At 63.2% G+C, this 25505-nt stretch carries 21 protein-coding genes; 6 read left to right on the top strand and 15 right to left on the bottom strand.

Annotation, left to right across the window (positions count from 1 at the left end; translation table 11 throughout):
• Positions 1-37: 37 nt before the first annotated feature.
• Both BMY30_RS06220 and BMY30_RS06215 read right to left on the bottom strand, forming a co-directional pair.
• Positions 38-640 (bottom strand): TetR/AcrR family transcriptional regulator, encoded by a 603-nt coding sequence (locus tag BMY30_RS06220; protein ID WP_089711683.1) that lies wholly within the window; start codon positions 638-640, stop codon positions 38-40.
• Between the two features lie 52 nt (positions 641-692).
• Positions 693-1253: a DJ-1/PfpI family protein gene (locus BMY30_RS06215; protein ID WP_089711681.1), complete on the bottom strand. Its 561-nt coding sequence runs from the start codon at positions 1251-1253 to the stop codon at positions 693-695.
• Positions 1254-1405: 152 nt separating this feature from the next.
• Here BMY30_RS06215 and BMY30_RS06210 point away from each other — a divergent pair, with 152 nt between their 5' ends.
• The 5 genes from BMY30_RS06210 to BMY30_RS17960 all read left to right on the top strand — a co-directional run bounded on the left by BMY30_RS06210 (position 1406) and on the right by BMY30_RS17960 (position 6079).
• On the top strand, positions 1406-2062 hold the full coding sequence (locus tag BMY30_RS06210) for a hypothetical protein (RefSeq protein WP_089711679.1): 657 nt from the start codon (positions 1406-1408) through the stop codon (positions 2060-2062).
• 85 nt (positions 2063-2147) lie between these two features.
• Positions 2148-3074 (top strand): LysO family transporter, encoded by a 927-nt coding sequence (locus BMY30_RS06205; RefSeq protein ID WP_089711677.1) that lies wholly within the window; start codon positions 2148-2150, stop codon positions 3072-3074.
• A gap of 142 nt (positions 3075-3216) precedes the next feature.
• Positions 3217-4656, top strand: a complete 1440-nt coding sequence (locus tag BMY30_RS06200) for an ATP-binding protein (RefSeq protein ID WP_089711675.1) — start codon at positions 3217-3219, stop codon at positions 4654-4656.
• Entirely contained in the window at positions 4653-5360 is a 708-nt protein-coding gene (locus BMY30_RS06195; RefSeq protein ID WP_089711673.1) for a response regulator, read from the top strand. The genes BMY30_RS06200 and BMY30_RS06195 overlap by 4 nt, the downstream gene beginning before the upstream one ends.
• A 110-nt stretch (positions 5361-5470) precedes the next feature.
• Positions 5471-6079 (top strand): hypothetical protein, encoded by a 609-nt coding sequence (locus BMY30_RS17960; protein WP_211607260.1) that lies wholly within the window; start codon positions 5471-5473, stop codon positions 6077-6079.
• A 44-nt stretch (positions 6080-6123) separates the two neighbouring features.
• On the opposite strand, the gene BMY30_RS06185 is transcribed toward BMY30_RS17960, so the two are convergent.
• The 9 genes from BMY30_RS06185 to ptsP form a co-directional block, all read right to left on the bottom strand.
• Complete coding sequence (locus BMY30_RS06185) at positions 6124-6738, bottom strand: methyltransferase domain-containing protein (protein WP_244516133.1); 615 nt, start codon at positions 6736-6738, stop codon at positions 6124-6126.
• A gap of 219 nt (positions 6739-6957) precedes the next feature.
• A complete protein-coding gene (locus BMY30_RS06180; protein WP_089711671.1) occupies positions 6958-8253 on the bottom strand; it encodes a nucleotide sugar dehydrogenase in 1296 nt (431 codons plus the stop codon).
• A complete protein-coding gene (locus BMY30_RS06175) occupies positions 8246-9451 on the bottom strand; it encodes an HlyD family secretion protein (protein ID WP_089711669.1) in 1206 nt (401 codons plus the stop codon). The genes BMY30_RS06180 and BMY30_RS06175 overlap by 8 nt, the downstream gene beginning before the upstream one ends.
• Positions 9451-10713, bottom strand: a complete 1263-nt coding sequence (locus BMY30_RS06170; protein ID WP_089711667.1) for a glycosyltransferase family 2 protein — start codon at positions 10711-10713, stop codon at positions 9451-9453. Before BMY30_RS06170 ends, BMY30_RS06175 begins: the two co-directional genes overlap by 1 nt.
• Positions 10710-12050 (bottom strand): TackOD1 domain-containing metal-binding protein, encoded by a 1341-nt coding sequence (locus tag BMY30_RS17580; protein WP_139195485.1) that lies wholly within the window; start codon positions 12048-12050, stop codon positions 10710-10712. Before BMY30_RS17580 ends, BMY30_RS06170 begins: the two co-directional genes overlap by 4 nt.
• A 423-nt stretch (positions 12051-12473) precedes the next feature.
• Complete coding sequence (gene pgi, locus BMY30_RS06165; RefSeq protein ID WP_089711665.1) at positions 12474-14171, bottom strand: glucose-6-phosphate isomerase; 1698 nt, start codon at positions 14169-14171, stop codon at positions 12474-12476.
• A 31-nt stretch (positions 14172-14202) separates the two neighbouring features.
• Positions 14203-15945, bottom strand: coding sequence for a PTS fructose-like transporter subunit IIB (locus BMY30_RS06160; RefSeq protein WP_089711663.1), 1743 nt, complete (start codon positions 15943-15945; stop codon positions 14203-14205).
• Positions 15942-16922: a 1-phosphofructokinase gene (gene pfkB, locus BMY30_RS06155; RefSeq protein ID WP_089711661.1), complete on the bottom strand. Its 981-nt coding sequence runs from the start codon at positions 16920-16922 to the stop codon at positions 15942-15944. The genes BMY30_RS06160 and pfkB overlap by 4 nt, the downstream gene beginning before the upstream one ends.
• Positions 16922-19837, bottom strand: coding sequence for a phosphoenolpyruvate--protein phosphotransferase (gene ptsP, locus BMY30_RS06150; protein WP_089711659.1), 2916 nt, complete (start codon positions 19835-19837; stop codon positions 16922-16924). Before ptsP ends, pfkB begins: the two co-directional genes overlap by 1 nt.
• A gap of 215 nt (positions 19838-20052) precedes the next feature.
• Between ptsP and cra the strand changes: the two genes are divergently transcribed.
• Positions 20053-21060: a catabolite repressor/activator gene (gene cra / locus BMY30_RS06145; protein WP_089711657.1), complete on the top strand. Its 1008-nt coding sequence runs from the start codon at positions 20053-20055 to the stop codon at positions 21058-21060.
• A 4-nt stretch (positions 21061-21064) separates the two neighbouring features.
• Here the strand turns inward: cra and BMY30_RS06140 are convergent, their stop codons facing one another.
• From BMY30_RS06140 to BMY30_RS06125, 4 genes are all read right to left on the bottom strand, one after another.
• On the bottom strand, positions 21065-23245 hold the full coding sequence (locus tag BMY30_RS06140; protein ID WP_089711655.1) for an ATP-binding protein: 2181 nt from the start codon (positions 23243-23245) through the stop codon (positions 21065-21067).
• Between the two features lie 25 nt (positions 23246-23270).
• Positions 23271-23789, bottom strand: a complete 519-nt coding sequence (locus BMY30_RS06135; RefSeq protein WP_089711653.1) for a putative pterin-binding protein — start codon at positions 23787-23789, stop codon at positions 23271-23273.
• Between the two features lie 142 nt (positions 23790-23931).
• Positions 23932-24753, bottom strand: coding sequence for a DUF2189 domain-containing protein (locus tag BMY30_RS06130; RefSeq protein ID WP_089711651.1), 822 nt, complete (start codon positions 24751-24753; stop codon positions 23932-23934).
• A 315-nt stretch (positions 24754-25068) separates the two neighbouring features.
• Entirely contained in the window at positions 25069-25497 is a 429-nt protein-coding gene (locus BMY30_RS06125) for a universal stress protein (protein WP_089711649.1), read from the bottom strand.
• Positions 25498-25505 lie beyond the last annotated feature (8 nt).

Raw genomic sequence — 25505 nt, 5'->3', positions numbered from 1 at the left:
GACGCATGCCATGCATGACTGACGTTGCGGTCATGGATCAACTTGCCTCGGGCAGCTCGCTTGCCAATACCTGGCGGAAGAGGATCGTCTCGAAACACTCCATGGGCGCCAGCGACTTGACCGTCTTGGCGCGCAGGATGGCGCCTTCCCAACCGGCCATGATGAAGCTCGCCAGCGCCTCTGGATCGAGGGCATCCGGCACCTCGCCAGCGGAACGGGCGTCTTCGAGGCAAGCCACCAGCCGACGCTCCCAGGCACGGAACACCTGGTCCAGGCGGGCTCGGAAGACCTCACTGCGCGCCGAAAGCTCCTGCCCCAGGTTGCCGATCAGGCAGCCGCGGGCGTGGTCGCAAGAAAGCATGTCCGCCTTGCCGGCGGCAAAATAGCGGCGCAACCGCACCAACGGCGAGGCGTCGGTAGCCTCGAAGATCGCCGCCAACCGGGCGTCATACTGCTCAGCGAAGGCGTCGATGACGGCCAGGCCGAAATCTTCCTTGCTCGAGAAGTAGTGATAGAAGGATCCCTTGGGGACCCCCGCCCGGCTTAACACCGCATTGATGCCGGTGGCGTTGAAACCCTGTTCGGCGATCAGTTCGGCGCCAATCTCGATCAGCTTGTCACGGGTGGCGTGCGTCTTCATGCCCCGAAGATTAGACCAGTCGTCTAGTGACGTCAAACCGAGCCGTGATGCCTTAGTCGAGCAAGGCGGCGAACTGCTTTAGCCAGGCCGGATGGGCCGGCCAGGCGGGGGCCGTCACCAGCTTGCCGCTGGTGACGGCCTGGTCGACTTCGATCTCGGCAAAGTCACCGCCGGCCAGGCGCACGTCCGGGGCACAGGCCGGGTAGGCCGAGACCCGATGGCCCTCGAGGGAGACCGCCGCCGCCAGCAGCTGGGCAGCATGGCAGATGGCCGCCACCGGCTTGTCATGGTCGAAGAAGTGGCGGACCATCTCCAGCACACGCTCGTCGAGGCGCAGGTACTCCGGCGCACGCCCGCCAGGGACGACCAGCGCATCGTAGTCGGCGACCTTAACTTCGGCGAAGGTGGCATTCAGGGTGAAGTTGTGGCCGGGCTTCTCGGAGTAGGTCTGGTCGCCCTCGAAGTCGTGGATGGCGGTGCGCACCTGGTCGCCCTCGCGCTTGTCGGGACACACGGCATCGACCGAATGACCCATGGCCTGCAGGGCCTGGAAAGGCACCATGATCTCGTAGTCCTCGACATAGTCACCGGCAATAAGCAAGAGTCTAGCCATGGGAGTCTCCTCAGTAATGTAGCGACGACGGAAGTGTCGTCCCGCAAGGCCAGCCTAGCAGCCCCTCGTCCTGCCCGCCGGGGAAAAGGGGGGAACCCCTGACCCCGCGGGGACTCTCATCCCTGCCCCTTTGTCGGCCAAGGAAACCTCGCATGCCTTTAACGCTGCACCGTTGCGCCGCCCTCATGCTGCTCCTGATGCTGTGCGTCGGCATCGTCCATGCAGCAGAGCCGCGCCCCTTCGATGCCCGCTACCGCCTCGAGGTCTCCGGCTGGCCCAGCACCACCGTGGAACACCGCCTGATCCGCGACGGACAGCAGTGGATCAGCGAGATGCGCGCCGCCATCGCGGTGGCCAGTGGCAGCGAGTATAGCCGCTTCATTGACGGCACTGACCTCCGCGCACTGCACTACGCCAGTGGCTACCGCATGCTGGGCATCGGCAAGGACTACGAACTGAACGGTGATGCCCTGGCCACGCTGCCCGACCGCCAGACCGCCCTGTTCGACCTCTCCCGGCGCGGCGTGACCGAGGACTGCGACACCCCCTGCCGGCTGCGTTACCTCGACCATCGCGGTCGCGAGGAGCGGGTCGACTACCGCCGGCTGGACCGCCGGATGCTCGAATTGCCCGCCGGTCGCTTCGAAGCCGTCAGGGTGGAGGTTACCGAGCCGGACTCCCCCGAAAAGCGCATGATATTCAGCTTCCACCCGCACGTGCCAGGCCTGTTGCTGGCCATGGAGTACCACCGCGACGGCAAGCGGAAAAGCCGACTGTCGCTCATCGACCTGACTCTGCACCCGTACTGAGCCCGCTTCCTCCCCGAAGGGAATTTGGCTAGAGTGGGCGGCTTTTGGTCGCCACCGGTGGCCTCTGGACGTGAAGAGGGTCGTGATGCTGAGCGGTCTGGTGATCGTGCTGTTGCCGCTGGTGCTGGGTTACCTGGTGCCGGTTCGGGATACCCGGCTGATGGCGCTGATCAACCGCGGTGTGAACGCCTCGATCTACGTGATCCTGCTGTTGATGGGCGTGAGCCTGGCCGGCCTCGACGACCTGGCCGGCCAACTCTCGCGCCTGGGCGGCCAGGCCCTGCTGCTGTTCGCGGTGATCTCGAGCTGCAATCTGGCGGCCCTCTGGTGGCTATCGCAACGACTGGGCCTCACTGCCGACCCTGCAAGAGTGGTGGCAGAGGCCCCCACCAGCAAGTGGGCCGCCATGATCGGCTCGCTCGCCCTGGTGGCAATGGTGGTGGCCGGCGTGGTGATCGGGCTGCTGCTGGAATGGCTCACCGGCAGCGGCCTGTTCACCGCGGCCGAGACCCTGGCCGAAGCGGTGCTCTACGCCCTGCTGGCACTGATCGGCTGCCAGCTGCGCAACTCCGGCATGTCGCTGCGCCAGATCGTGCTCAACCGCTTCGGCCTGGCCATCGCCCTGACCCTGGCCGCCAGCTCCCTGGTCGGCGGACTGCTCGCCGCACCCCTGCTGGACCTGAGATGGAACGAGGGGCTGGCGCTGGCCGCGGGTTTCGGCTGGTATTCGCTCTCCGGCATCCTGGTCGGCGACCAGTTGGGCCCGCTGATGGGCGGGGTAGCCTTCTTCAACGACCTGGCCCGGGAACTGCTCGCCTTCGTGCTGATCCCGCTGGTCATCCGCCGCCATGCGGTCCTGGCGATCGGCTATGGCGGCGCCACCTCCATGGACTTCACCCTGCCGGTGATCCAGCAGCACGGGGGCGTATCCTGTGTACCGGTGGCCGTGGTCAGCGGCTTTATCCTGTCGCTGCTGTCGCCACCGCTGATCCTCTTCCTGCTTTCTCTGTGACCCGTCATCCTTGCCGGCCGGAACAGAGTGGCCGAGGCTGGCCTCAAGCTGCACATTGCCTGCACAGAACCTGACCGATGGCTGCACGCCGAGCAGAGAGAATACGCCATATTCTAGCCGCCCACGCTCCCGGAGCCCGTCCATGCGCTCGCCACGTATCCCACGCCCAGCCGTCTCACGGCTCGGCATCAAGCTTTTCGCGATCATTCTGGTGGTCAACGTGGTCATTTCCGGGCTGGTGTTCCTGGCGGTCTCGCGCAGCCTCGACCAGGGCTTCATAGAGTACCTGGACCAGACCCAGACCCGCCGCGCCGAGACACTGGCCGAGGGACTCGCCGAAGAGTGGGCCAGCCGCGGCGACTGGCAATGGCTGCGCCAGTCGCCGCGCACCTGGCACCGCCTGGTGCGACGCCAGCTATGGCCCGGCGACACCCCGCCGCCTAAGGGCATCGAGCAACGCCTGGGTGACCCCAAGGACTTCGTGCTCCACGACGCAAACGGTCTGCCGGTGATCGGCCTGCCGCCGGATGACGACGAGCAGGCGGCCGAGCTGCGCTGGCTGCCGATCGAGAGCGGTGGCCAGCAGGTCGGGATGCTTGGTTACCGCCCGCCCCAGCAGCTGATGGCGCGCATGGACCGCATCTTTCTCTCTCGCCAGCAGCGCAACCTGGGCATCATCGTCGCCTCCCTGGGCCTGGCCTCGCTGCTGCTGGCCGGCGGCCTCTCCTGGTGGCTGGGGCGACGCACCCGCGGCATGGCCCGGGCCACCCGCCGCCTCACCGAAGGCGACTACAGCACGCGCCTGGCAGAAAGCGGCCGCGACGAGCTCTCGAGCCTCGCCCACGACTTCAACGTGCTGGCCGCCACCCTGGAAGCCAGTCGTGAGGCACGCAACCGCTGGGTCTCCGATATCGCCCACGAGCTACGCACGCCGCTGGCGGTGTTGCGTGGCGAGATCGAGGCCATGCAGGACGGCATCCGTTCCCTGGACCAGGACAACCTGAACTCGCTGGCCCAGGAGGTCGGCCAGCTGGAGCGACTGGTGGCCGACCTGCGACTGCTCTCGCAGAGCGATGCCGGCGCCCTGGAGGTCCAGCTGGCCCCTCTGAACCTTGCGGAGAGCCTCGCCTCGCGCCTCGATGAGGCCAGTGGATGGCTCGGCGATAGCGGCATTCACCTGGAACGTGAGATAGAGGGGCCGGCCTGGATCCGTGGCGACACCCAACGGCTGCGCCAGCTGTGGAACAACCTGATCGACAACACCTGCGCCTACACGACCATTCCGGGGCAGCTTCGCGTGCGGCTGAAGGAGCACCAGGGGCAACTGCGGGTAACCTGGGAGGACAGTGCACCCGGCGTGCCCGATGCCGAATTGCCGCGGCTCACCGAGCGGCTCTACCGTGTCGAGGGGTCGCGCAATCGCGCCAGTGGTGGCAGCGGCCTGGGGCTGTCGATCGCCATCGCCCTGGCTCGTGCCCACGGTGCGCGCATGGAGGCCACCTCATCGCCGCTCGGCGGGTTATGCTGGACGCTGACCTTCCCCGCCATCGAGGACCACCCGCTCAGGGAGCACGCCACATGAGCACCCCGGATACCGATCAGGACCGGATCCTGATCGTCGAGGACGAACCCAAGATCGCCCTCCTGGTCGCCGACTACCTCCAGGGCAGCGGCTTCACCAGTCACCACCTGGACCACGGCGATGCCGTGATGCCCTGGCTCGAAAACTGCCGGACGCTTCCGGAGCTTGTGCTGCTCGACCTGATGCTGCCGGGCACGGATGGCCTGACCCTTTGCCGGGAGATTCGCCAACGATGGCCGTCGATGGCGATCATCATGCTCACCGCCCGTGTCGAGGAAGTCGACCGCCTGCTGGGCCTGGAGCTGGGCGCCGACGACTATATCTGCAAGCCCTTCAGCCCCCGCGAGGTGGTGGCCCGGACCAAGGCCGTGCTGCGCCGCAGCCGCGCAGCCAGTGCGCCCGCTCCCGGGGGCAGCGACCTGGTCCTCGACGATGAAGGCTGGCGCGCCCTGGCCGATGGCCAGGACCTGGGCCTCACCGCGGTGGAGTTCCAGTTGCTGAAGGTAATGATGCACTCTCCCGGGCGTATCTTTACCCGCGAGCAGTTGATGGACCACATGTATCGCGACCATCGCATCGTTTCCGAGCGCACCGTTGACAGCCACATCAAGAAGCTGCGCCGCAAGATTGCCGATATCTGGCCAGAGCGCGAGGTGATCCGCTCGGTCTACGGCGTCGGCTACAAGTATCAGCCGGAGGAGTGAGCCCCGGCAGATGCACGACCTTTGCACGCTCGCTGCATGCCGATTGCACCCCCGGCGACGAGACTGACAGCGTCAACCCGAGGCCCGACGAGGCCCACAAGGAGAATCTCATGACACGCTCTTTCACCCGCACTCTGCTGGCCCCCGCCCTGCTTGCCGTCGCTATCGCCCCCCTGGCGCTTTCCGCCAGTGCTGCCTCGGGAGAAGGCAAGAAGCAAGACTGGAGCGAGGAGCATCACCAGCAGTACGAACAGCGCCGACAAGCCCTCTTCGAGCGGGCCGGCATCGACGAGGAGACCCGCAAGGCCTTACAGGAGGCGCGCAGCGAGCATCGTGAGGCGGTCCGCGAACTGCGTGAGGAACACCGCCAGCGCGTGGAGGAGATCCTCGGCGAGGAGCAGCGCGAGGCCCTGAAAATGGCCCGCCAGGCAATGCACGAGGAGCAGCGCGCCGAGCACCAAGAGGCCATGCAACAGCGACTGACCGAGCTGGTCGACAGCTGGAAGCTTTCCGACGAGAAGCGCGAGGCGCTGCGCGAAGTCCGTGAAGAGGTCTACGCCGACATGCAGGCGCTGCGCGAGCGCGATCTCGACTCTCGCCAGCAGCGCCACGAAGCCATGCGTGAACTGCGCGAGGAGCATCATGAGGCGCTCTCCGAAATCCTCAGCGACGCGCAAATCGAGGAGATGCGAGCGGTGATGTCTCACCATGCCCGCTAGGACAAGGAACAGCACAGGGACAGGCGCTGCCCTCAGGCAGAGGCTCAGCGCGTAAAGGACGCCACCTGGGTCGGCTGGCCGAGGTGGGCGTCCATCTCGCCGATTCCCGAGAAGCGGACTCGATAGCCGTTGCGGCGGGCCACGCCCAGGGCCCAGTCACGAAAGCGCGCCCGGTCCCATTCGAACTTGTGGTCGGGATCGCGATATTCGCCAGGCCCCATGTCAAAGAGCGGGTTGTATTCGTGGTTGGGAGTGGTCATCACCAGCAGCTGCGGCCGTAACCCGGCGAAGACCGCACGCTCGACCCGTGAGAGCGCCTCGGGCGGGACATGCTCGATGGTCTCCACCATGGCCGCCGCCTCGAAACCAACTAGCGCAGAGTGGACATCGGAATAGGAGCCGCAGACCAGCTCGAGGCGCCCCGCGCGGGCGGCAGGCAGGTCCTCCAGGCGCAGCTTGGCTTGGGCCAGGAGTTCGCCGGACAGCTCCAGACCCACCACTCGCTCGAACTGGGGGTCGCGCAACAGGTACTGCAACAGCCCACCCGAACCGCACCCCAGGTCGAGCACGCGTCGCGCACCGCTGGCCCTGATCAGCGACATCACACGCTGCAGCCGCTCCTGGTGGAGGTCGGGAGTTTCGAGGTCGATCATTTCCATGCTGTCTCCGCAGATCCGGGCAGAGGATGATGACGCAAAGCGACCGAGACGTGTAGCGAGGAGCGAAAAAATCATGCTGTTCTCGGCACCGGCCCTGCCCGAATCGCACCGGACGTGGAGTCGTACAACCTCCTCAGAGGCATGCGCACCAAGGCTGCATGATGATATTGCAGAGACGGTGGCAATGTTTATGACCTGGATTCAGGTGACACAGTAGAACTAGAGCCTGCCCTCCACTTGATCCGCCGAAAACACAGATTTGACGTCGTAGAGAACGCCGCCAGGCTTGAGCCAGTTGCGGACTCCTTTCGCACCCAACTCGTGAAAGGCAGTATGCGCAACGGCAAGAATGACAGCATCGTAGTGACTTGGATTCGGCTGATCTGTGAGCGCAATGCCCAACTCCCGTTCGGCCACGTCGGCAGCCACATGGGGGTCATGAACATCCACTTCAGCGCCTTGATCTGAAAACTCACGAATAATACCCGGCACCTGGGTATTGCGCAGATCCGCACTATTCTCCTTGAAAGCCAGGCCCAGCACCAGAATGCGTGATTTCAGTACGGGCGTTCCATGTTTCGCCATCAGTTTCGCAACCTGACTGGCCACATACATCCACATACTGTCGTTGAGACGTCGCGCAGATGACATAAGCGCTGGCTCATACCCTTCAGACCGGGACTTGTAAATAAGGTAATAGGGATCCACACTCATGCAGTGTCCGCCCACCAGTCCAGGTCGGAAAGGCATAAAGTTCCATTTGGTACCTGCTGCTTTCAGCACTTCCTCAGTATCGAGCTCCAGCAGATTGTATTGAATGGCCAGTTCATTCATAAGCGCAATATTGACGTCTCGCTGGATATTCTCCGTCACCTTGGCGGCTTCCGCTACTGCGATTTTCGAGACCCGATGAGTCCCAGCAACAATGATTCTGCTGTAGAGGCTATCCACGAATAGCGCAGCTTCGGGGGTAGAGCCACTGGTGATCTTGACGATATCCGTCAAAGAATGCGCCGAATCCCCTGGATTGACACGCTCGGGACTATAGCCGACGTAGAAATCCCGATTAACGGTCAAGCCCGATGCCAACTCCAGGACAGGAACACACTCTTCCTCGGTGGTCCCGGGGTAAACAGTCGATTCATAAATGACCACCGAGCCAGGAGAAAGATGGCTACCCACGGTCTCGCTTGAACGTATTAGCCGCGAAAGATCCGGCTTTTTTTGTTCATCGACAGGGGTTGGCACAGTAATAATGAACACATTGCAGCTTGCGATTGAGGCAGGATCACTGGTATAGAACAAGCCACAGTGTTCGACTGACGCAAGCTCCTTATCACTATCCCCTTGGTTACGTAAATGCTCTTTCTGTAATTCCTCGACGTACTTGGCATCAATATCAAAACCGACAACCGAATACGTACTTGAAAAGGCATTTGCCAATGGCAAGCCTACATAGCCGAGACCGATGACAGCAATTCGAGGGTCGTCCGGAAGCGGTTCGTAACTATGCATTTATGGTGACCTTATTGACCAGCTCCCAGTCGCAGGAAATCCTCATGGAATCAATCTGAGACGAAACTTTCTTTGCCGTATCTCCCGGCGGGCCATCAAAAATGGCATCATGCAGAAATGAACTCACCACGCTAACGCCTCGCGAAACAGCATCCTTGAATTTCAACATCAACACTACGGGATCCCAGTCACCTGAAACAGTTACTGGCGTAAACAATGGCGCCTCGTCTTTCAGAAAATTTTCAGCGTTGTCCATCAACATTATCCGCACGAGCTGTCGGCGATTGATGGCGCCGAATAGCCTCCTAAACTCTTCGGGAAGCTCAGTTGCAAGAGGGTATATATTTTCCACTCTCCCCGGGAGCAGATTCTCACCAAAGCGAACGGTCACTGGCTCACTAACTTTTACATTATAAAGACGGCCGACAGGCAAATAGGCAAGAACATAGCGCCTACCATGATGGATTGTCAGAATATCGCCACCAACTTCCAATGCTTGACCTACATTTCTGTGTATTCTACTGACCGTACCTTCGAAAGGAGCCGTAACACGCCCTTCATTATAGATACTACGGAGTCGATCGAGTGTGTCGCCACTGCGTTCGAGCATAATTTCCAAACGGGGAATTTCCTCTTCGACGACCTTTCGATCAGAGCGCAGCGTTGCTAACTCTCGCTTGGCCTCCAGTAGCTCTACCCCTGTCTCGGTTACGTTACCCCTCCCAGAAAGACCTTGGCTTTTTAACTGACTATATGCATCGAATGATTCTTGAAGGGCTTCAATATTTTCTTTAGCGAGCGGGATCTGTGAATCAATATTTTTCTTTCTTATGCGGATTTCAGATAAACGGCTTTCCAGATCCAGGCGCTCCATAGATTTATCATATAAATCATCAAGCATTCGCGTAGAACTTATCTTTCCAAGCAAATCGCCTTTCGCAACTCTTTGCCCTTCTTCCACTCGCAAAGAAACGAGCTCTGCTTGAAAGTCCCTATCCACAGTAAAAGCACTTCGCATTATCATGCCATCTGCCGACATATATATTCTGTCACCGAAGAAAATATCGAAGAGATAAAGAAGAAATATCACCACTAAAAAAAGGTAGACAGAACGTCCAATTCTACCTTGCTTCTTGACCTTGCCGCGGGACTCACTTTTAAGGTTGTCAACTCTAGTAGGGCGAGAAATTCGACGCATCAGAACTGATCCTGCTGGGCACGAACTTTATGCGGATAAAAATCATCATCATAGGATTTTCTAAAAATCAACTCGCTGAAATATGCTTCAAGCCTGTTAAAACGCATTATTATCCCCATAAACACACTCCAACCAAACAAATAAGGCCACAAGCGAAAAAATTCACGCCGCCCTATAGTTGCACACCCAACAATGAATTCAAAAACACCTGCTACAAAAATCAAAAGATGCGTCGCGATAAAGAAAACAACAGCAGATGAGCCAAAATTTTCAATTAAATAAATAATGTATGCCACATAAGAAACACTGAGGACAAAATTATAAAAAAGCTGGCTTAACGATGCAGCGACATCGCGGAGGAAGAAGTTTTCCTGATTAGGATAAAATACATGCTTAAACTTTCGAAGCCTGTTTCTTATTAAACTTCTATTCCAACGCAGCCGTTGTCGGTGCAGTGCTTTAAACCTTGTCGGGACAGCCGTAAGGCACCAAGCGTGAGGTTCAAAGGCGATCGACCAGCCGCTTCTCCTTAATTTAAGCGTAAGATTAGAATCATCGCCCGGGCCGACATCCCAGCCACCCACCTGTTGGATGGCCGACTTTCTAAAAGCGCCAAAGGCCCCTGACACTATGGTAAGCAAACCAAACATCGCAAGAAATTGTCGCCCCATGGATATGGCAGTGAAATATTCCAGCGACTGGAACTCAGTCCAAAGGCTAGCCCTTGGATTCTGCACACCAAGATTTCCTGCCACAGCACCTATATCGGGTGAAGAGTATAATCTTCGGGTAATCTGATCGATGGCATCACGATCCAGCGATGTGTCTATATCCATGACCACCAGCGTTTCATGTCGACAATAATGAAAGCCTAGATTGAGGGCCGCTGCCTTACCACCCCGGACTCCTGTGGCAATATATTGGTCAATAAGACCTGAATCACGAAAATTTTGGGCAATGGACGACATCGCCGTTCCCCCGCCATCCTCGACGACAACCACCTGAAGTGCCTGATGAGTTTGTTCGCGCAGAGACAACACTGAACGGCGCAATCCCCCAGGGTCGTCCATTCCCACCAAAAGCACGCTTATGCTCGTAGCGGCTGGCGTTTTCGGAAATTGCGTTTGAAAAATTGCTGCAATACCAACCGCAAGAGTGGAGAACGTATATCGAGGCAACTCCAGAAGAAAGAAATACCAAAAAAAGGCCAACAAGGCTTGCCAAGAGGAATTATAAAGAATACTTAAAGCCGACTCGATCATCTCGACTTGGCCTCTTTTAGTATTTCAAATCTCCCCTCTTCATCCAAAATATCAATCTCGACATCTCCGGGTTCTTTCAGTTGCTCATGAAAAATACTTCGAAGACGCTTTACAAGGTATTCGGATTGCTCTGGCGAGGTTTCGGGAAGGCATAGAATAATTTTTCTATCGAACAAACTAACGCCATCCGTTTCCCTGACTGAATTTGCTACTGTATCAACAACCAGCCTATGTACCTTAGCAACCCCTTGGGCACCCAGTCGGTCAAAGATATCTCCGTCATCGCGCAACTCTATCGTCAACAAGGAGTACGGACGCTCATAACGCTCGTAAATATTCCTACAAAAATTTATCAGTAGCGCCATATCTCGGGGGGAACGCCATGCCTCAAGCCCACTTAGCGCACTTTCAAGCTGTGTTCCCGGTAAGCTTCCTTTCCTGACGGCCGCTTCACCAGCTCCAGTCAATGTATAGCTGAAGTAATCAACCCACCCGGCGCTTTCTCCATCTGTTTGATGCTGGCAGTCAATACAGAGAAAAGCCACAGCAGGTTCGTTCTCATGCGATCCGCATAATTTGCACACGATAACTTGGCCGGGTGTATCGTAATCTACGCCAAAATGCCTGAGGTGAGAGTTGCATTTCGGACATACGAGCAACTCTCCCTGGAGAAAGTCCGTACGGGGCGCCTGGTGGCCACATCGATAATGGTTGACGAGCTCTCTCGTATTGATGTTGGCACTTTTACAATTAGCGCATACTTCACGCGCCAGGATTCTTGCTCCACGGCATTCGCCGCAGATATACAGTCTCTCAGAAAATGTGCGCCGGCATAATCCCATGTCGGCAATGCTCTCGAGTATCTGCCGAGGCAGCATGAAACTACCCAGCATTGGATACTCCATGACCCAACTTTTCTCTGCGTCAATGACGGGCTCAATGGACGTGTCACGAGAAAACATAAGACCAAGCGCAATCAGTCCCTCACGGTCCTGATTGAATGGAATGTCAGACACTGACTCCAAAAGTTCCCGCTGATCCACAGCAATACGCAGCCCCGCCGTTAAATTCTCGACATTGGGCGATTCGGCCACGTAGTCCGCTCGCACTCCGGCATTGGAGCCGACGACGATAACGGTGGACAATGGCGAAGGTCCGCCCGTCAACCACTCCAGGTTTTCAGAGCTGGTTTCTTCGGGTGTCGCAATCACCGCATCATAAGGCTCGGTTTCGGAGACATAGCGGCAGGAAAGATCGGGGAGGTCCTCTGAGTCGAGGCCACGCAGGAGAACCTTCAATGGCTTGCTATCGATTTTTTCGCGAAATTGACTGGCCATCTAAGTGCTTCTATACCCGATAGAGGTTGTGCAGAGGGCAAATGGGGCCGGGATGCCAGGAAGACATTTTTTGCGCCCCTCAAGGTTGCGCGACACAGTGCCCATTGGAGCCCCGTTGCAGGTCTTGCCGCTCAAGTGGGCGGGACCGGCCTTAATAGTACCACCCCACGAAAGCAGACCCCACTGCCGAGCCGCCTCGTAGCTGGCGAAGCCGTCTCCCGGGTAGAAGGACCGGTACTTGCAGGTGCAGAATAGCGGTTCCGAGTATCGACTAAATGATCGCCCAATCTAAGTAGCGGAAAGGATTTTGGTTGGCAGGGATGCGATTGCCACAGCCACGGGCGATCAGCTGGCTGGTAAAGAATGCCGATCTCTAAGGTCTTCCCCAGGTCAACTGCCCCGGTCGTCCCATCCTTAGTTCTGTCACGGCTCGTCCAAGCCTTTGCGCTTCTTGCCACTGCGCTTTTCGGCCGCATCCTCGCCTTCTGCCGGCGCATCAGCACCCGACGGAGCGCCGCCCGACGCGAAGTGTCCGCGGACCAGTCCCAGCAGGCCCTGGGTGGAGCCGTCGAAATCCTGGCTGTGGGCATCGATGCGCTCGCTGATCTCGCCGGCGATGCGCTTGCCCAGTTGCACGCCCCACTGGTCGAAAGAGTTGATGTTCCAGATCACTCCCTGAACGAACACCTTGTGCTCATAGAGCGCGATCAGTGCGCCGAGATTCTTGGGTGTCAGTTCGTCGAGCAGCAGCACGCTGGAGGGGCGATTGCCCGGGCAGCTGTAGGGGTCAGGCTGGCTGCCGCTTGCGCCATCCCCCTTGAGGCTGCCCTCCATGAAGGCGTTGGCCTGGGCCAGCATGTTGGTGAGCAGCGCGAAATGGTGGTCCTCGACGCCGGGCTCGGGCTTGAGCGAGGCGATGAAGTCGAGGGGCACGTAGCGGGTGCCCTGGTGGAGCAGCTGGAAGAAGGCGTGCTGGCCGTTGGAGCCGGTCTGGCCCCAGACGATAGGTCCGGTCTTGTAATCCACCGGATTGCCGAAGATATCCACCGACTTGCCGTTGGACTCCATGTCGAGCTGCTGCAGAAAGGCCGGCAGCTGATGCAGCGCCTGGTCGTAGGGCACGATGGCCTGGGTCTCGGCGTCCTGGAAGTTGATGTGCCAGATGCCGATCAGCGCCATCAGCACCGGCATGTTCTCTTCGAAAGGCGCAGTCAGGAAGTGCTGGTCCATCTCATAGGCGCCCTCAAGCAGTTCCATGAACCCCTCGAAGCCAATGGAGAGCGCGATGGGCAGGCCGATCGAGGACCACATGGAGTAGCGACCGCCGACCCAGGCCCAGAACTCGAAGACGTTCTCCTCGCGGATGCCGAAGGCCATGGCCGCCGCCTTGTTGGTAGAGGCGGCGATGAAGTGCGCCCCCACGTCAGCGTCCGGGCCGGCGTTCTCCAGGAACCAGCGGCGCGCGGTGTGGGCGTTGAGCAGCGTCTCCTGGGTAGAGAAGGTCTTGGTGGAGACAATGAACAGGGTGGTGGCCGGGTTGAGGCGGCTGAGCACCTTCTGGATATGCGCACCATCGACGTTGGAGACGAAGTGGAAGCCGAGCTCCGGATGGCGGTGCTTGAGCAGCGCCCGGCAGGCCATGTTCGGGCCCAGGTCCGAGCCGCCGATGCCGATGTTGACCACATCCTTGATGCGTTGGCCACTGTAGCCCGTCCACTCGCCGCTGCGCACCGCCTCGGAGAAGGCGCGGATCTGCTCGCGGGTGCGCTGGATCTCCGGCATCACGTCCTGACCGTCGACCATCAACGGCTTCTCTCCGAGGTTGCGCAGGGCCGTATGCAGAACGGGCCGGTTCTCGGTAACGTTGATGATGTCGCCGGAGAACATCTGGGCGCGGCGCTGGACCAGCGCCGAGTGATCGGCGAGCTCGATCAGCTTGGCCAGTACCTCGTCGGAGACCGGCTGCTTGGAGTAGTCGAGGAAGAGCCCGCCGACACGCAGGCTCATCTTCTCGAAGCGCTGGGGATCGGCCACGAAGTAGTCACGGATGCGGTCGTCGGCGGTCTTCTGTTGCAGGCCCTTGAGGGCCTGCCAGGTAACGCTGCGGGTGAGCTGGAACATCCCGATATCCTCTTGTTGTCGATTGTCTCGATCAGGCATTGGCCTCGACGGCCACGGCCTGGCTACCGCGCTTGATCGCCGCATAGCCGAGACCGGTGACCAGGGAGCCGATAACGATGGCGGCGAGATACAGCAGCACCGGGGTGATGGCGTTGGGGATCAGCAGCACGAAGATGCCGCCATGCGGTGCCATCAGCTTGGCACCGACCAGCATGGAAAGTGCACCGGTGATCGCCCCACCGACCATGCATACCGGGATGACCCGCAGCGGGTCCTTGGCGGCGAAGGGAATGGCGCCCTCGCTGATGAAACAGAAGCCCAGCACGAAGGAGGCCTTGCCTGCCTCGCGCTCCGGCTCGGAGAACTTGCTCTTGGCCACGAAGCTGGCGATACCCATGCCGATGGCCGGCACCATGCCTGCGGCCATGATCGCTGCCATGGGACCGTAGGTCTCGGAGGCCAGCAACCCCACGCCGAAGGTGTAGGCAGCCTTGTTGACCGGACCACCGAGGTCGAAGCACATCATCGAGCCCAGCAGGATGCCGAGCAGCACGGCATTGGCCGACCCCATGTTCTCGAGGAAGGTAGTCAGCGCGGAGAGGATGGCCGCCACCGGCTCGCCGACCACGTAGATCATGGTCAGGCCGGTGATCAGGCTCGCAACCAGGGGAATGATCAGAATCGGCTTGAGCGATTCGACGCTCGACGGCAGCTTCACATAGCGCGTCACCGCCAGCGCCACGTAGCCGGCCAGGAAGCCCGCCAGGATGCCGCCGATGAAGCCGGCACCGATCTCCGAGGCCAGCATGCCGCCGATCATGCCCGGGGCGATGCCCGGACGGTCGGCAATGGAGTAGGCGATATAGCCCGCGAGCACAGGGATCATCAAGGCGAAGGCAGTGCCGCCACCGATCTGCATCAGCGCCGCGGCCAGAGTGCCCTCCTCCTGGAAGGCCTCGATCCCGAACACGAAGGAAAGGGCGATCAGCAGGCCCCCGGCCACTACCATGGGCAGCATGAAGGAGACCCCGGTGAGCAGGTGCTGATAGACGCCCTTCTCCTTGGCCCCCTTTCTCGCCTCGCCGCTGGCGGAAGCGCCGCCCGCCTGCTCTACCTCGGCCTCCTTGAGTGCCGCCTCGATGGTTGGCTTGGGCTTCTTCAGGGCGTTGCTGGTGGAGGTGCGGTAGACGCGCTTGCCGGCGAAGCGGGCCGCATCGACCTCGATGTCACAGGCCAGGATCACCAGGTCGGCTTCGCGAATCTCCTCGTCGGTGAGCTGGTCCTGGGCGCCTACAGAGCCCTGGGTTTCCACGCGGATGGCGTGGCCCAGCGCCTTGCCCGCCTCGTTCAGCGCTTCCGCGGCCATGAAGGTGTGGGCCACCCCGGTGGGGCAGGCGGTGACGGCGACAATCTTGCGGGCAGCGGCCTGCTGGGTAAGGGGCGACTGCGCCTCGGCAGGTGGCGTGTACTCGACCGCCTCGCGGCTGGCACGCTCGAGGAAGCCCTGGGGGTCGGGCAGGGCCTCGCCGGTAGATGCTTGGAAGAGGCGCTTGCCGGCGAAACGCGGCGCTCCGGGCACATGGTCGGCGGCGACGACGATCAGCTCGGCGGCGGCGATCGCCTCAGCAGACAACGGGGTGAGCGGCTCGAGCTCGCTGTGCATCTCGACCTGGACGTCCCAACCGAGTCGTTTGGCGGCCTGTTCGAGGCGGCGCGCGGCGAGAAAGGTGGTGGCCATGCCGCTGGGGCAGGCGGTAACGAGGATGGCGTTCATGCGAAGGCTCCCCCCGCGCTGGCATCGACGTCATTGAGGCGCCGCACGCGGGTCTGTTGTTGGAGTTGCGGGAAGTCGGCGGCGCGGAGGTCGCCTACGCCGACATGGCGAACGGATTCGGCGGAGAGCGCCGTGGCCAGACGTAGCGCCTGCTCGGCGGTGTGCCCCGAGAGCACGCCGTGCAGCAGTGCGGCGATCAGGGTGTCGCCGGCGCCCACGGTACTGACGACCTCCAGGCGCGGCGGCACGGCCTGCCAGGCGCCGCGGCGGCTCACCCAGAGCACGCCGCCGGGGCCGGCGGAGAGCAGCGCCTCCTCGACGCCCTCGGCGTAGAGGCGCAGGGCCGCCTTGAGGCGCGCCTCGGCACTAGTCAGGTCCTGGCCGGCCCAGGCGGCCAGCTCGTGCTCGTTGGGCTTGACCGCGGTGGGGCGGGCGGAGATGGCGGCGGTGAGTGCCTTGCCGCTGGTATCGACCCACACCGGCAGGCCGGCTCCGCGCAGGCGGGTGACCAGGTTGGCGAGGTCCTCCGGGCTCACGCCGGGGGGCAGGCTGCCGGCGATCACCACCGCGTCGGGGCAGCGGTGGGCGTCGGCCAGGCGCGTGTCGAGGCCGTCAAGCAGGCGCTGCCAGGCGGCCTCACTGATGGTCGCGCCGGGGCCGTTGATGTCGGTGACCCGGCCGTCGGCCTCGGCAAGCTTGGCGTTGATGCGCGTCTCGCCGGGCACGCGCAGGAAGGCATCCTCCACGCCCATGGCCTCGAAGGCGCGCAGGAAGGGGCCGTCGTTGTCGGCGCCGAGAAAGCCCGACACCGTGACGTCGTGTCCCAGCGCCACCAGTACCCGAGCCACATTGACGCCCTTGCCGGCGGCGGCGAGATGGGTTTCGTGGGTGCGGTTGACCGCACCGGGCTCGAGCCGCTCGAGGCCGATCGACAGGTCGAGTGCCGGGTTGAGGGTAAGCGTGAGGATGCGGGCCATCAGCGCACCTCCAGGGCGTCGCGAACCGCCTCGCTGGTGGCCTGAGCCAACGCCAGTTGGGCTTGTGCTTGCGCATCCGCCAAGTCGAACTCGGCGAGGCGCGCCTTGACCAGTGGGATCTGGCGGGAACTGACCGAGAGCTCGTCGACGCCGAGGCCCACTAGCACCGGCACGGCAGTAGCGTCAGAAGCCAGCTCGCCGCACACGCCGACCCACTTGCCCTGGGCATGGGCGGCAGCCACGGTCATCTCGATCAGCTTGAGTACCGATGGATGCAGGCCGTCGGCCTGGGCGGAGAGCACCGGGTGGTCGCGGTCGATGGCCAGGGTGTACTGGGTCAGGTCGTTGGTGCCTATCGAAAAGAAGTCCACCTCGGCGGCAAGGCTCGGTGCCAGCAAGGCGCTGGAGGGCACCTCGACCATCACGCCCAGCTGCAGGTCGCTGGCGCGCTCCTCGGCGGGGATCTCGGCGAGCAGACGATCGACGATCTCCCGGGCGGCGCGGAATTCCGCCACGTCCTTGACCATAGGCAGCATGATGCGCAGCGGCTTGGGCTTTTGATTCCCCCCCGCCGCAGGCGCTTGATCCACCCCCTCCGCGGGCGCTGCCGCTAGCAGCAGGGCCCGCAATTGGGTCTCGAGCACCTCGGGGCGGGTCAGCGTCAGGCGAATGCCGCGCAGGCCCAGGAAGGGGTTGGTCTCGTGGGGCACCGGCCAGTAGGGCAGCGGCTTGTCGCCGCCCACGTCCAGGGTTCGCGCCACCAGCGGGCGGCCGTCCAGGGCGTCGATCGCCTCACGGTACTCGGCGATCTGGGTGTCAAGATCGGGCAGCTTGGCATGGGCCATGAACAGGAACTCGGTGCGCAACAGCCCCACCCCCTCGGCACCCCGCTCAACGGCATCGGCGGCATGCGCCGTGTTGCCCAGGTTGGCAGCCACCTCGACGCGGTGGCCATCGCGGGTGCGTGCCTCAGCGAAGCGCGTCGCCCAGGCCTCGGCCTCGCGGCGCTCACGCTCCACCAGGCGCTGCTCAGCGGCGGCGCGCCGCTCGGCAGAGGGGCTCGGCGTGATGCGTCCGCGCTCACCATCGAGGATCAGCTCGGTGCCGTTTTCCAGCGTCATCACCCGCTTGCCGGCACCGACTACGGCGGGAATACCCAGCGCCCGAGCGAGAATCGCGCTGTGGGCCGTGGCGCCGCCGCGAGCGGTGAGCAGGCCGCGCACACGAGAGGTATCCAGGCGGGCCACGTCGGAGGGGCCGATGTCGTCGGTGACCAGGATGTAGGGGTGATCCGGGGGATCGGTGAGCTTGACGTCGCACAGCACGCCCAGTACCCGACGCCCCACGTCTCGCAGATCGGCGGCACGCTCGGCAAGCAGCGGATCGGCGAGCATCGCTTGTGAGCGGGCGGCGGTGTCGATGGCCTCCCACCAGCCGGCTTCGGCGGAGCCGCCTTCCTGAATGCCCTCGCGGGCAGCCTGGTAGAGTTCGGGGTCTTCGAGCATCTCCTCGTGCATCGAGAGGATCTGCGCCACTTCACCGCCTTTGGCCTCGCGTACCAGTGCCTCGAGCTGCTCGACCCCCTCGCGGATTGCCACCTCCAGGCGGCGCTCTTCGGCGGCCGGGTCATCGGCGTGCTCCGGATAGTCGAAGCGCGGCGTGGTGAACACGAAGGCCGGGGCGATAGCGAGCCCCGGCGAGGCGGCGATGCCGGGGTGGGGAGCGTCTGCGGGTAACGGCTCGGGCGGCGGCGTGTCGTTCTCGCGGGGAGCAATGTGCTCGCGGCTCTCGTCGAACGGCAGCACCGCTTCGCCGAGGCCGTCTTCCACGGCCTGACACACCGCAGCGAGCGATGCCTCGGCGCCCTCGCCTTCGGCAGAAAAGGCAAGCTGCTGGCCGCGCCGGGCGCCGAGGTTGATCACCTTGGTAAGGCTGGCCGCCGACACCGTCTGCCCGCCGCCTTCGGCGAGGCGCACGCGGACGGGCACGGTCTGTTCGCGGGCCACCTGCACCAGCTGCTTGGCGGGGCGGGCGTGCAGGCCGTGGGCATTGAGCACCCTGCCCAGGCGGGTGTGAGCCGTGGCCGATTCGCCGGCCAGACGCGCCAGCACGGTGGCGGCGTCGACGTCACGCAGGCTGGCGCCGGCATCGCTTTCCAGCAGGGCAAGCAGCCGCTCGAGCAGGCCTCGATGGGCCTCGCCGTCGGCGGCGAGGCTGAACACCCCCGTGACCGCCTCATCCGCCTCGCGGAGTGCCGTCTCGGGGGTGGCCAAGGCGAGCGCCGGCGCTTCGACACCGCGGTGGCTGGAGGCCAGCCACAGCCCCTGGCCCAGGCGCACCGGCGCCTGCTCGGCCAGGGCGGCGACGAAGTCACTGCCCACGCAGCCAAGCTGGCGCAGCCGCGCGGCGCCGGCCAGCGCCAGCTCGCGGATATCGCGGGCGGGAAAGCCCAGGCAGAGGGTATCGGCGTCCAGGCGCGCCTCGACCACCGCCCGGGAAAGCAAGGTGGCGACCTCCTGCGCTGATTCGGCGGCGGCCAGGCGTTCGGCGACGCTTTCGTCGTCCAGCACGTGGGTGAGCTGACGCAGGATGCCCAGGTGCTCGTCGCTCTGGGCGGCGATGCTCACCAGGACGTGAACGCGGTTGCCATCGTGCCACTCCACGCCAGCGGGAAACTGCAGCACACGGATGCCGGTGGCACACACGTGCGCACGGCTCTCGGCGGTACCGTGGGGAATGGCGATACCGCTGCCGAGAAAGGTGGAAGACTGCGCCTCGCGGGCGAAGAGGCCATCACGATAGGCGGCGGCGACCAGGCCGGCGGCATGCAGCGACGCGGCGGCCTGCTCCAGGGCGTCGCGCCAGTCGTCGGCCCGACAATCGAGCAGGATATCGTCCTGGCGTAGGGTCAACATGATTCTCTCCTGTTCGCTCGGTGACGGGCGTTGTCGCCACTCGCTCAGCCGTCTCGGAGAGTCGATGCGCTCATTGGCTGAATCGTGTCACCTTGATGTCATTCATGCTGAATCGATTCATACTGGTTGGCAAGGTCGATACGCTACGACTTTGGCAGGGGTAGTCGCCGCCACCAGTGACCTGGAATCGCCTTCAACCGTTACCGAGGACGCTCATGACTCTCGCTGAAATCGCCCGCCTGGCCGGGGTCTCCCGCACCACGGCTAGCTATGTCATCAACGGCAAGGCCCGTGAGCGACGCATCAGCCAGGACACCGTCGAGCGGGTGATGGCCGTGGTTCAGCAGCATGGCTACCGTGTCGACGCCCAGGCCGCCGCCCTGCGGCGCGGGGCGAGCCGCCTTCTGGGATTGATCATTCCCGACCTGGAGAACGTCAGCTATGCGCGCCTGGCCAAGCGACTCGAGCGCGGGGGTCGGGAGGCGGGCTACCGGCTGCTGATCGTGGGTTCCGACGACGATCCGGAGAGCGAGCGCGAGTTGGCCCTGGCGCTGCGTGCCCAGCGCTGCGAGGTGCTGATCACCGCCAGCTGCCTGCCCATGGAGGACCCCTTCTATCGTGAGCTGATGGCGGCCGGCCTGCCGGTAGTGGCGGTAGACCGTGGCCTCGATCCACGCCGCTTCGCCAGCGTAGTCAGCAACGACCGCGAGGCCGCCGAGCGGCTGACCCGTTCGGTGCTCGATGACGCGGTGACGAGCATCGCCTGGCTGGATGCGGTCCCGGCCCTGTCGATCAGCCGGGAGCGCCGCGCCGGCTTTCAGCAGGCACTCGCCGACCATCCGCCGCTGGAGGTGATCTCTTGCGGTGCCCAGCGCTACGACCGCTTCGAGGGCGCCCGGTTGATGCGCGAGCTGCTCGATGGCCATGGCATGCCCGACGCCCTGGTCACCGCCTCCTACACGCTGCTCGACGGGGTGTTCGACGTGCTGCTGGAAGACGGCGGCCTGCCGCCATCACTGCGACTGGCCACCTTCGGCGACAGCCGCCTGCTGGACTTCCTGCCCCTCCCGGTCAACTCCGCTGTCCAGGACCATGACCGCATCGCCACGCTGACCCTGGCGTGCGCCCTCGCCGCCTCGCGGGGCGAGTACCGGCCAGGCCTGCAGGTGGTCGCACGCGACCTGCGCTGGCGCCTGCCCGGACGCACCATCCCACACGCCTGAGGCCTCACTCGCCCGGCGTCCAGGCCTCCAGCGCCGTCAGGGTCAGGTCCAGGCAGCGATGAAGGTCGCTCAGGGCGACGGCGGCCTCGTCCAGTCGCTCCTCCCTTCCCAGGCGCTCCAGCCGCGTGGCCAGCCCGGCCACCTTCACTGCTCCCAGGCTCGACGACTCTCCCTTGAGCTGGTGGGCGAGGTACTCGACCCGGTCAGGCACCCCCTCCGCCACGGCCTGGTCCAGGCCGGCCAGATGCGCTACTGCCTGTTGCCGGTAGAGGGCGATCAGGGAGGCCAGCCCCTCCTCACCCAGGCTCTCGCCCAGCGCCGAGAGGGTGGCGGCCTCCAGCGGCTGGCCGACCGGATCCTCCTCCGCCTTGGCGGAAGGACGTCCGACGCTGGTCGTTGTCGCATGGCGCAAGTGACGTTGCAGCATCGTCATCAGGGCATCTTGGAACAGCGGCTTGGTGAGGTAGCCATTCATGCCGGCAGCCAGGCAACGGGCCTGGTCCCCGCCCGGCCCACCGGCGGTCATGGCCACCACCGGCACCTCGGCCGACCAGCCGCCGCGGGCACGCAGCCGACGCGTCGCCTCCAGCCCGTCCATACCGGGCAGCTGCACGTCCATGAAGATCAGGTCGAAGCGGTCCCGGGCGGCCTGGTGAAGCGCCTCATCTGCCGACTCCGCCACGCTGACCCGACAGCCCAGGCGCTCGAGCATGGCGCGGGCGACCTGCTGGTTGACCGGATTGTCCTCGACCACCAGCAGCCGTGCATCGGTCACACGCTGCTCGGGAGCGGCCACCACCACATCGTCCGTGTCCTCGCCGGATTCGGCCGCGGCCAGCGGCAACACGAACCAGAAGCGGCTACCGTGACCCACTTCGCTCTCCAGCCCGATGCGCCCTCCCTGGGCCTCCACCAGCCGCTTGCTGATCGCCAGCCCCAGGCCTGTGCCGCCGTAACGACGCGCGGTGGAGGGGTCGCCCTGCTGGAAGGGCTCGAAGAGCTGGGCCTGGCGGCCGGGTGTAATCCCGCTCCCCGTGTCGATGACCTCGAACAGCACCTGCCCGTCTCCCTCGTCACGCACCCGCAACCGGACCTCGCCCTGCTCGGTGAACTTTATGGCATTGGAGAGCAGGTTGAGCAGCACCTGGCGCACGCGGCCGGCATCCCCCACGAGATACCGCGGCAGGCCGGGGTCCAGCTCGAACGTCAGGCGGACGCCCCGCACCTCGGCCCGGGGCGCGAACAGCGAGATCGCGCCCTCGACCAGCTCGCCGAGGGCGAAGGGGCACGCCTCGAGCTCCAGGCGCTGTGCCTCTATCTTGGAGAAGTCCAGGATGTCGTTGATCAGCTCGAGCAGCAGCCGGGCACTGTCATGGATGGTGTCGGCATAGTGGCGCGCGCGCTCGGGAAGCAGCTGGTCCTGCAGCAGGTCGCTCATGCCGATAACGCCGTTGAGCGGCGTACGGATCTCATGGCTGACGGTGGCCAGGAATTCCGACTTGGCCCGACTGGCCGACTCGGCCTGTCGGGCGGTGACCTCCAGCTCGCGGCTCAGCGACTCCAGATCCCGCCGTGCAGCGGCATTGTCGCGAGCCTCGCGAAACAGGAAGGCAACCACCAGCGAGGCGGCCAGGCTCATGGCCAGGATCAGCAGCAGGAGCAGGCCGTAGAGGGTCTGCAGCCGCTCCCGTTCACGGGTGGTGGTCTCGGCCAGATGACCATTGATGGCGATGATCAACCGCTCGGTCACCCCACCCAGGGCCTCCAGTTGCCGGGACAGACCGGCCCGGGCGTCCTCGTCGAGGCGTTCGAGGCCGCGGATCTGTTCATCCAGGGCCTGTAGGTGCCGCTCGATCTCCGGGACCAGTTCCTCGGCCACGCGAATATTGTCGAGCAGTTGGGTGATGTCGCCATCCTGGAGCAGGTTGAGTCGGCTATAGAGCAGCTCGAAGCGCAGGCGCAGTGCCGGCAGCGACTCAAGGGAGAGGTCGGGGCGGGCAAGGAAACTGCGCAGTTGCACCGTGTCTCGATCAAGCTTGTAGGCGTGCCAGACTGCATCCCCCCCTACGCTCTCGGCCAGGCTATCCTGGCGCCAGGCTACCAGGCCGACCACCACCAGGGCGGCAGCGAAGAACACCAGGGCGGCGATGGCACCCAGCTTGAGACGCAGGGGATAGCGCAGCAATTACGATCTCCGCGGCCGGGCGGGCTCAGGGCACGATGATCCGCTCGACATGCCACACCGAGCGGAAACGGATGGCCTCGGTGAGCAGTTCGGGATGGTCATCGAAGGGGTAGAGCACGAACAGTGGCCCGTACTCACGGATGGTCAGCGGCTCGCCGTCGCGGGTCATGGCCAGGATCACGTCGTGGCGCCGGAAATCTGCTACCGGCACCTCCGCCTCGTAGTGGTTGAGGGCGCGGATGCGCACCTGCTCGCTATCATCGGCTCCGACCGTCTCGAGCAGGGCGCGCATCAGCGGGCCCTCGAAGCGCCCCTTGTCGCGATGCCAGGGCGTATGGGTCTCGATGATGCGTGAAGGCAGGGCTTCGAGCATTGCCCGGTCGAAACGCGCCTCGTCCTCCACGTTGGTGTGTGCGAGGTCACCACTGAGGATCAGGAGCACAGGTCCCGCGGGCGCCGGCAGCGGCGCGGACACGGCGATGGAGAGCGGCAGAAGGGCCGAGAGCAGCACGAGGAGCGGACGAAAGGCAATACCGGTCAGCATCGGCAGGCTTCCTGCTAACGGGAAAGGAGTCTCAAGCGTACGCGATTCGAGGTCGCGGGTCAGGAGAGCGCCCTACAAAAACATCAGGGGGCGCCGAGCGCCCCCTGATGTCACCAGTGCCTGCCCGGGGATTACATCAACTCTAGACTTCCTCCACCGGTTCCATCGGTTCGATGCGGACCAGATCCTCGTAGGCGTGCCAGCTGGCATGGCCCAGGACCGGCAGGATCAGCGCCAGGCCGATGTAGAAGGTCATCACCCCGACCAGTACGCAACCGGTGAGGATCGCCGCCCACAGCAGCATCGGACGGAAGTTGTTCGCCACTGAACGGATGCTGGCCTCGATCCCCTCCATGAAGGTCAGGTCCTGATCCATCAGGGTCGGAATGGCCACCACGCTGATGGTGAAGGCGCCGAAGGCCAGGACGGCGCCGATTGCGGTTCCCACCGCCAGCATCATCAGGCCATCGACGGTAGTCAACAGCGAGGCATAGAGCGTCTCGGGGCTAGGGGCCTCGAAGCCGAAGAACAGCGCGAACAGCAGGGTGGCCAGGCGGATCCAGGCGAGGAAGAAGATCATCATCATCACGCCCATCATCGCCAGCTGCCCCGCATGACCCTTCCAGCCGCCGAAGGCATCGCCCAGGTTGGGGACGCGGCCCGCCTCGAGGGCACGGCTGATGCCGTAGGAGCCCACCGCCACCAAGGGACCGAGAAACATGAAGCCGGCGACCAGCGGCAACAACCAGTGCCAGAGGCCCAGTGTGAAGGCACCGGCGGTGATGGCAATACTCAGCCCCACCCAGAACATGCCATAGGCCAGGCTGACCGCCATGGCCTGGCGAAAATCCTCGAACCCGGCTGCCAGCCAGGCTCGCGGCTTGTCCATGCCCACCGTGCGGATGTTGATCTTGACATTGGGCGCAGCCCCCTTGCCATGTTCTCTTGTTGTTGCCGCATTCATGGTCACACCCCTGTTTACCGCTTGTTGAGTCCCGGTGCTGCCGGGCTGCTTCAAGGCCACATCTCGGCACACAACCGTCATGCGTCCTTCATCCCTTGATACCTGATTAATGTAGCCGACGGCAACCCATACCGCAGCGGGTCTTGCATCGCGAGACTCAACGCAGAATCTCATGACGGTGCAGCCTTCACCCCTGAGTCTTGCCCAGGGTCATCCTCAGCACGACGACCAGCGAGCTGATGCGCGAACGCCCCCATCGAGAGGAGGCGTTCGCAGGGTGCTACATCAGAATCCTACATGAAACGGCGGTCCCGCTCAGCGCACGATCATCACCGACATCTTGGTGTGGTGCACCACGTGCTCGGCGTTGGGGCCGAGCACGTAGTCGGTGAACTTGCGCTTGTTGTGGGACGCCATAACGATCAGGTCCACCTCGAGCTTCTTCGCCGCCTTGATGATGGCCTCCCAGGGGGAGCCATCGACGATGACGCTCTGGGCCTTGACGTCCTCGGGCACGTTGTCGCGAATGAACTCGTGCTGGGCGTCCGAGACCGCCTCATGGGCCTTCTTGGCGAAGTCCTTGGGAAAGTAGGAGCCGACCAGCGGCATGCGGTAGTCCGGCAGTACCGTCACCACATGCAATGAGGCGCCGAAGCTACGGCACAACGCCAGTGCCGTAGGCAGTGCCTTCTCCCAGGAGGCTTCCTCGTTGAGGTCCACCGGTAACAGGATCTTTTGGTACATGACGCTCT

The sequence above is a fragment of the Halomonas daqiaonensis genome (genome assembly GCF_900109725.1).
GTDB classification, from domain to species: domain Bacteria; phylum Pseudomonadota; class Gammaproteobacteria; order Pseudomonadales; family Halomonadaceae; genus Halomonas; species Halomonas daqiaonensis.
Note: the sequence above shows the minus strand (reverse complement) of the source record. Positions and strands in the feature narration are given on the sequence as shown.

What these genes read in the sequence shown, in the direction of transcription:
- BMY30_RS06220 (WP_089711683.1), bottom strand. Translation starts at nt 640, where the DNA reads ATGAAGACGCACGCCACCCGTGACAAGCTGATCGAGATTGGCGCCGAA.
- BMY30_RS06215 (WP_089711681.1), bottom strand. Translation starts at nt 1,253, where the DNA reads ATGGCTAGACTCTTGCTTATTGCCGGTGACTATGTCGAGGACTACGAG.
- BMY30_RS06210 (WP_089711679.1), top strand. Translation starts at nt 1,406, where the DNA reads ATGCCTTTAACGCTGCACCGTTGCGCCGCCCTCATGCTGCTCCTGATG.
- BMY30_RS06205 (WP_089711677.1), top strand. Translation starts at nt 2,148, where the DNA reads ATGCTGAGCGGTCTGGTGATCGTGCTGTTGCCGCTGGTGCTGGGTTAC.
- BMY30_RS06200 (WP_089711675.1), top strand. Translation starts at nt 3,217, where the DNA reads ATGCGCTCGCCACGTATCCCACGCCCAGCCGTCTCACGGCTCGGCATC.
- BMY30_RS06195 (WP_089711673.1), top strand. Translation starts at nt 4,653, where the DNA reads ATGAGCACCCCGGATACCGATCAGGACCGGATCCTGATCGTCGAGGAC.
- BMY30_RS17960 (WP_211607260.1), top strand. Translation starts at nt 5,471, where the DNA reads ATGACACGCTCTTTCACCCGCACTCTGCTGGCCCCCGCCCTGCTTGCC.
- BMY30_RS06185 (WP_244516133.1), bottom strand. Translation starts at nt 6,738, where the DNA reads ATGGAAATGATCGACCTCGAAACTCCCGACCTCCACCAGGAGCGGCTG.
- BMY30_RS06180 (WP_089711671.1), bottom strand. Translation starts at nt 8,253, where the DNA reads ATGCATAGTTACGAACCGCTTCCGGACGACCCTCGAATTGCTGTCATC.
- BMY30_RS06175 (WP_089711669.1), bottom strand. Translation starts at nt 9,451, where the DNA reads ATGCGTCGAATTTCTCGCCCTACTAGAGTTGACAACCTTAAAAGTGAG.
- BMY30_RS06170 (WP_089711667.1), bottom strand. Translation starts at nt 10,713, where the DNA reads ATGATCGAGTCGGCTTTAAGTATTCTTTATAATTCCTCTTGGCAAGCC.
- BMY30_RS17580 (WP_139195485.1), bottom strand. Translation starts at nt 12,050, where the DNA reads ATGGCCAGTCAATTTCGCGAAAAAATCGATAGCAAGCCATTGAAGGTT.
- pgi (WP_089711665.1), bottom strand. Translation starts at nt 14,171, where the DNA reads ATGTTCCAGCTCACCCGCAGCGTTACCTGGCAGGCCCTCAAGGGCCTG.
- BMY30_RS06160 (WP_089711663.1), bottom strand. Translation starts at nt 15,945, where the DNA reads ATGAACGCCATCCTCGTTACCGCCTGCCCCAGCGGCATGGCCACCACC.
- pfkB (WP_089711661.1), bottom strand. Translation starts at nt 16,922, where the DNA reads ATGGCCCGCATCCTCACGCTTACCCTCAACCCGGCACTCGACCTGTCG.
- ptsP (WP_089711659.1), bottom strand. Translation starts at nt 19,837, where the DNA reads ATGTTGACCCTACGCCAGGACGATATCCTGCTCGATTGTCGGGCCGAC.
- cra (WP_089711657.1), top strand. Translation starts at nt 20,053, where the DNA reads ATGACTCTCGCTGAAATCGCCCGCCTGGCCGGGGTCTCCCGCACCACG.
- BMY30_RS06135 (WP_089711653.1), bottom strand. Translation starts at nt 23,789, where the DNA reads ATGCTGACCGGTATTGCCTTTCGTCCGCTCCTCGTGCTGCTCTCGGCC.
- BMY30_RS06130 (WP_089711651.1), bottom strand. Translation starts at nt 24,753, where the DNA reads ATGAATGCGGCAACAACAAGAGAACATGGCAAGGGGGCTGCGCCCAAT.
- BMY30_RS06125 (WP_089711649.1), bottom strand. Translation starts at nt 25,497, where the DNA reads ATGTACCAAAAGATCCTGTTACCGGTGGACCTCAACGAGGAAGCCTCC.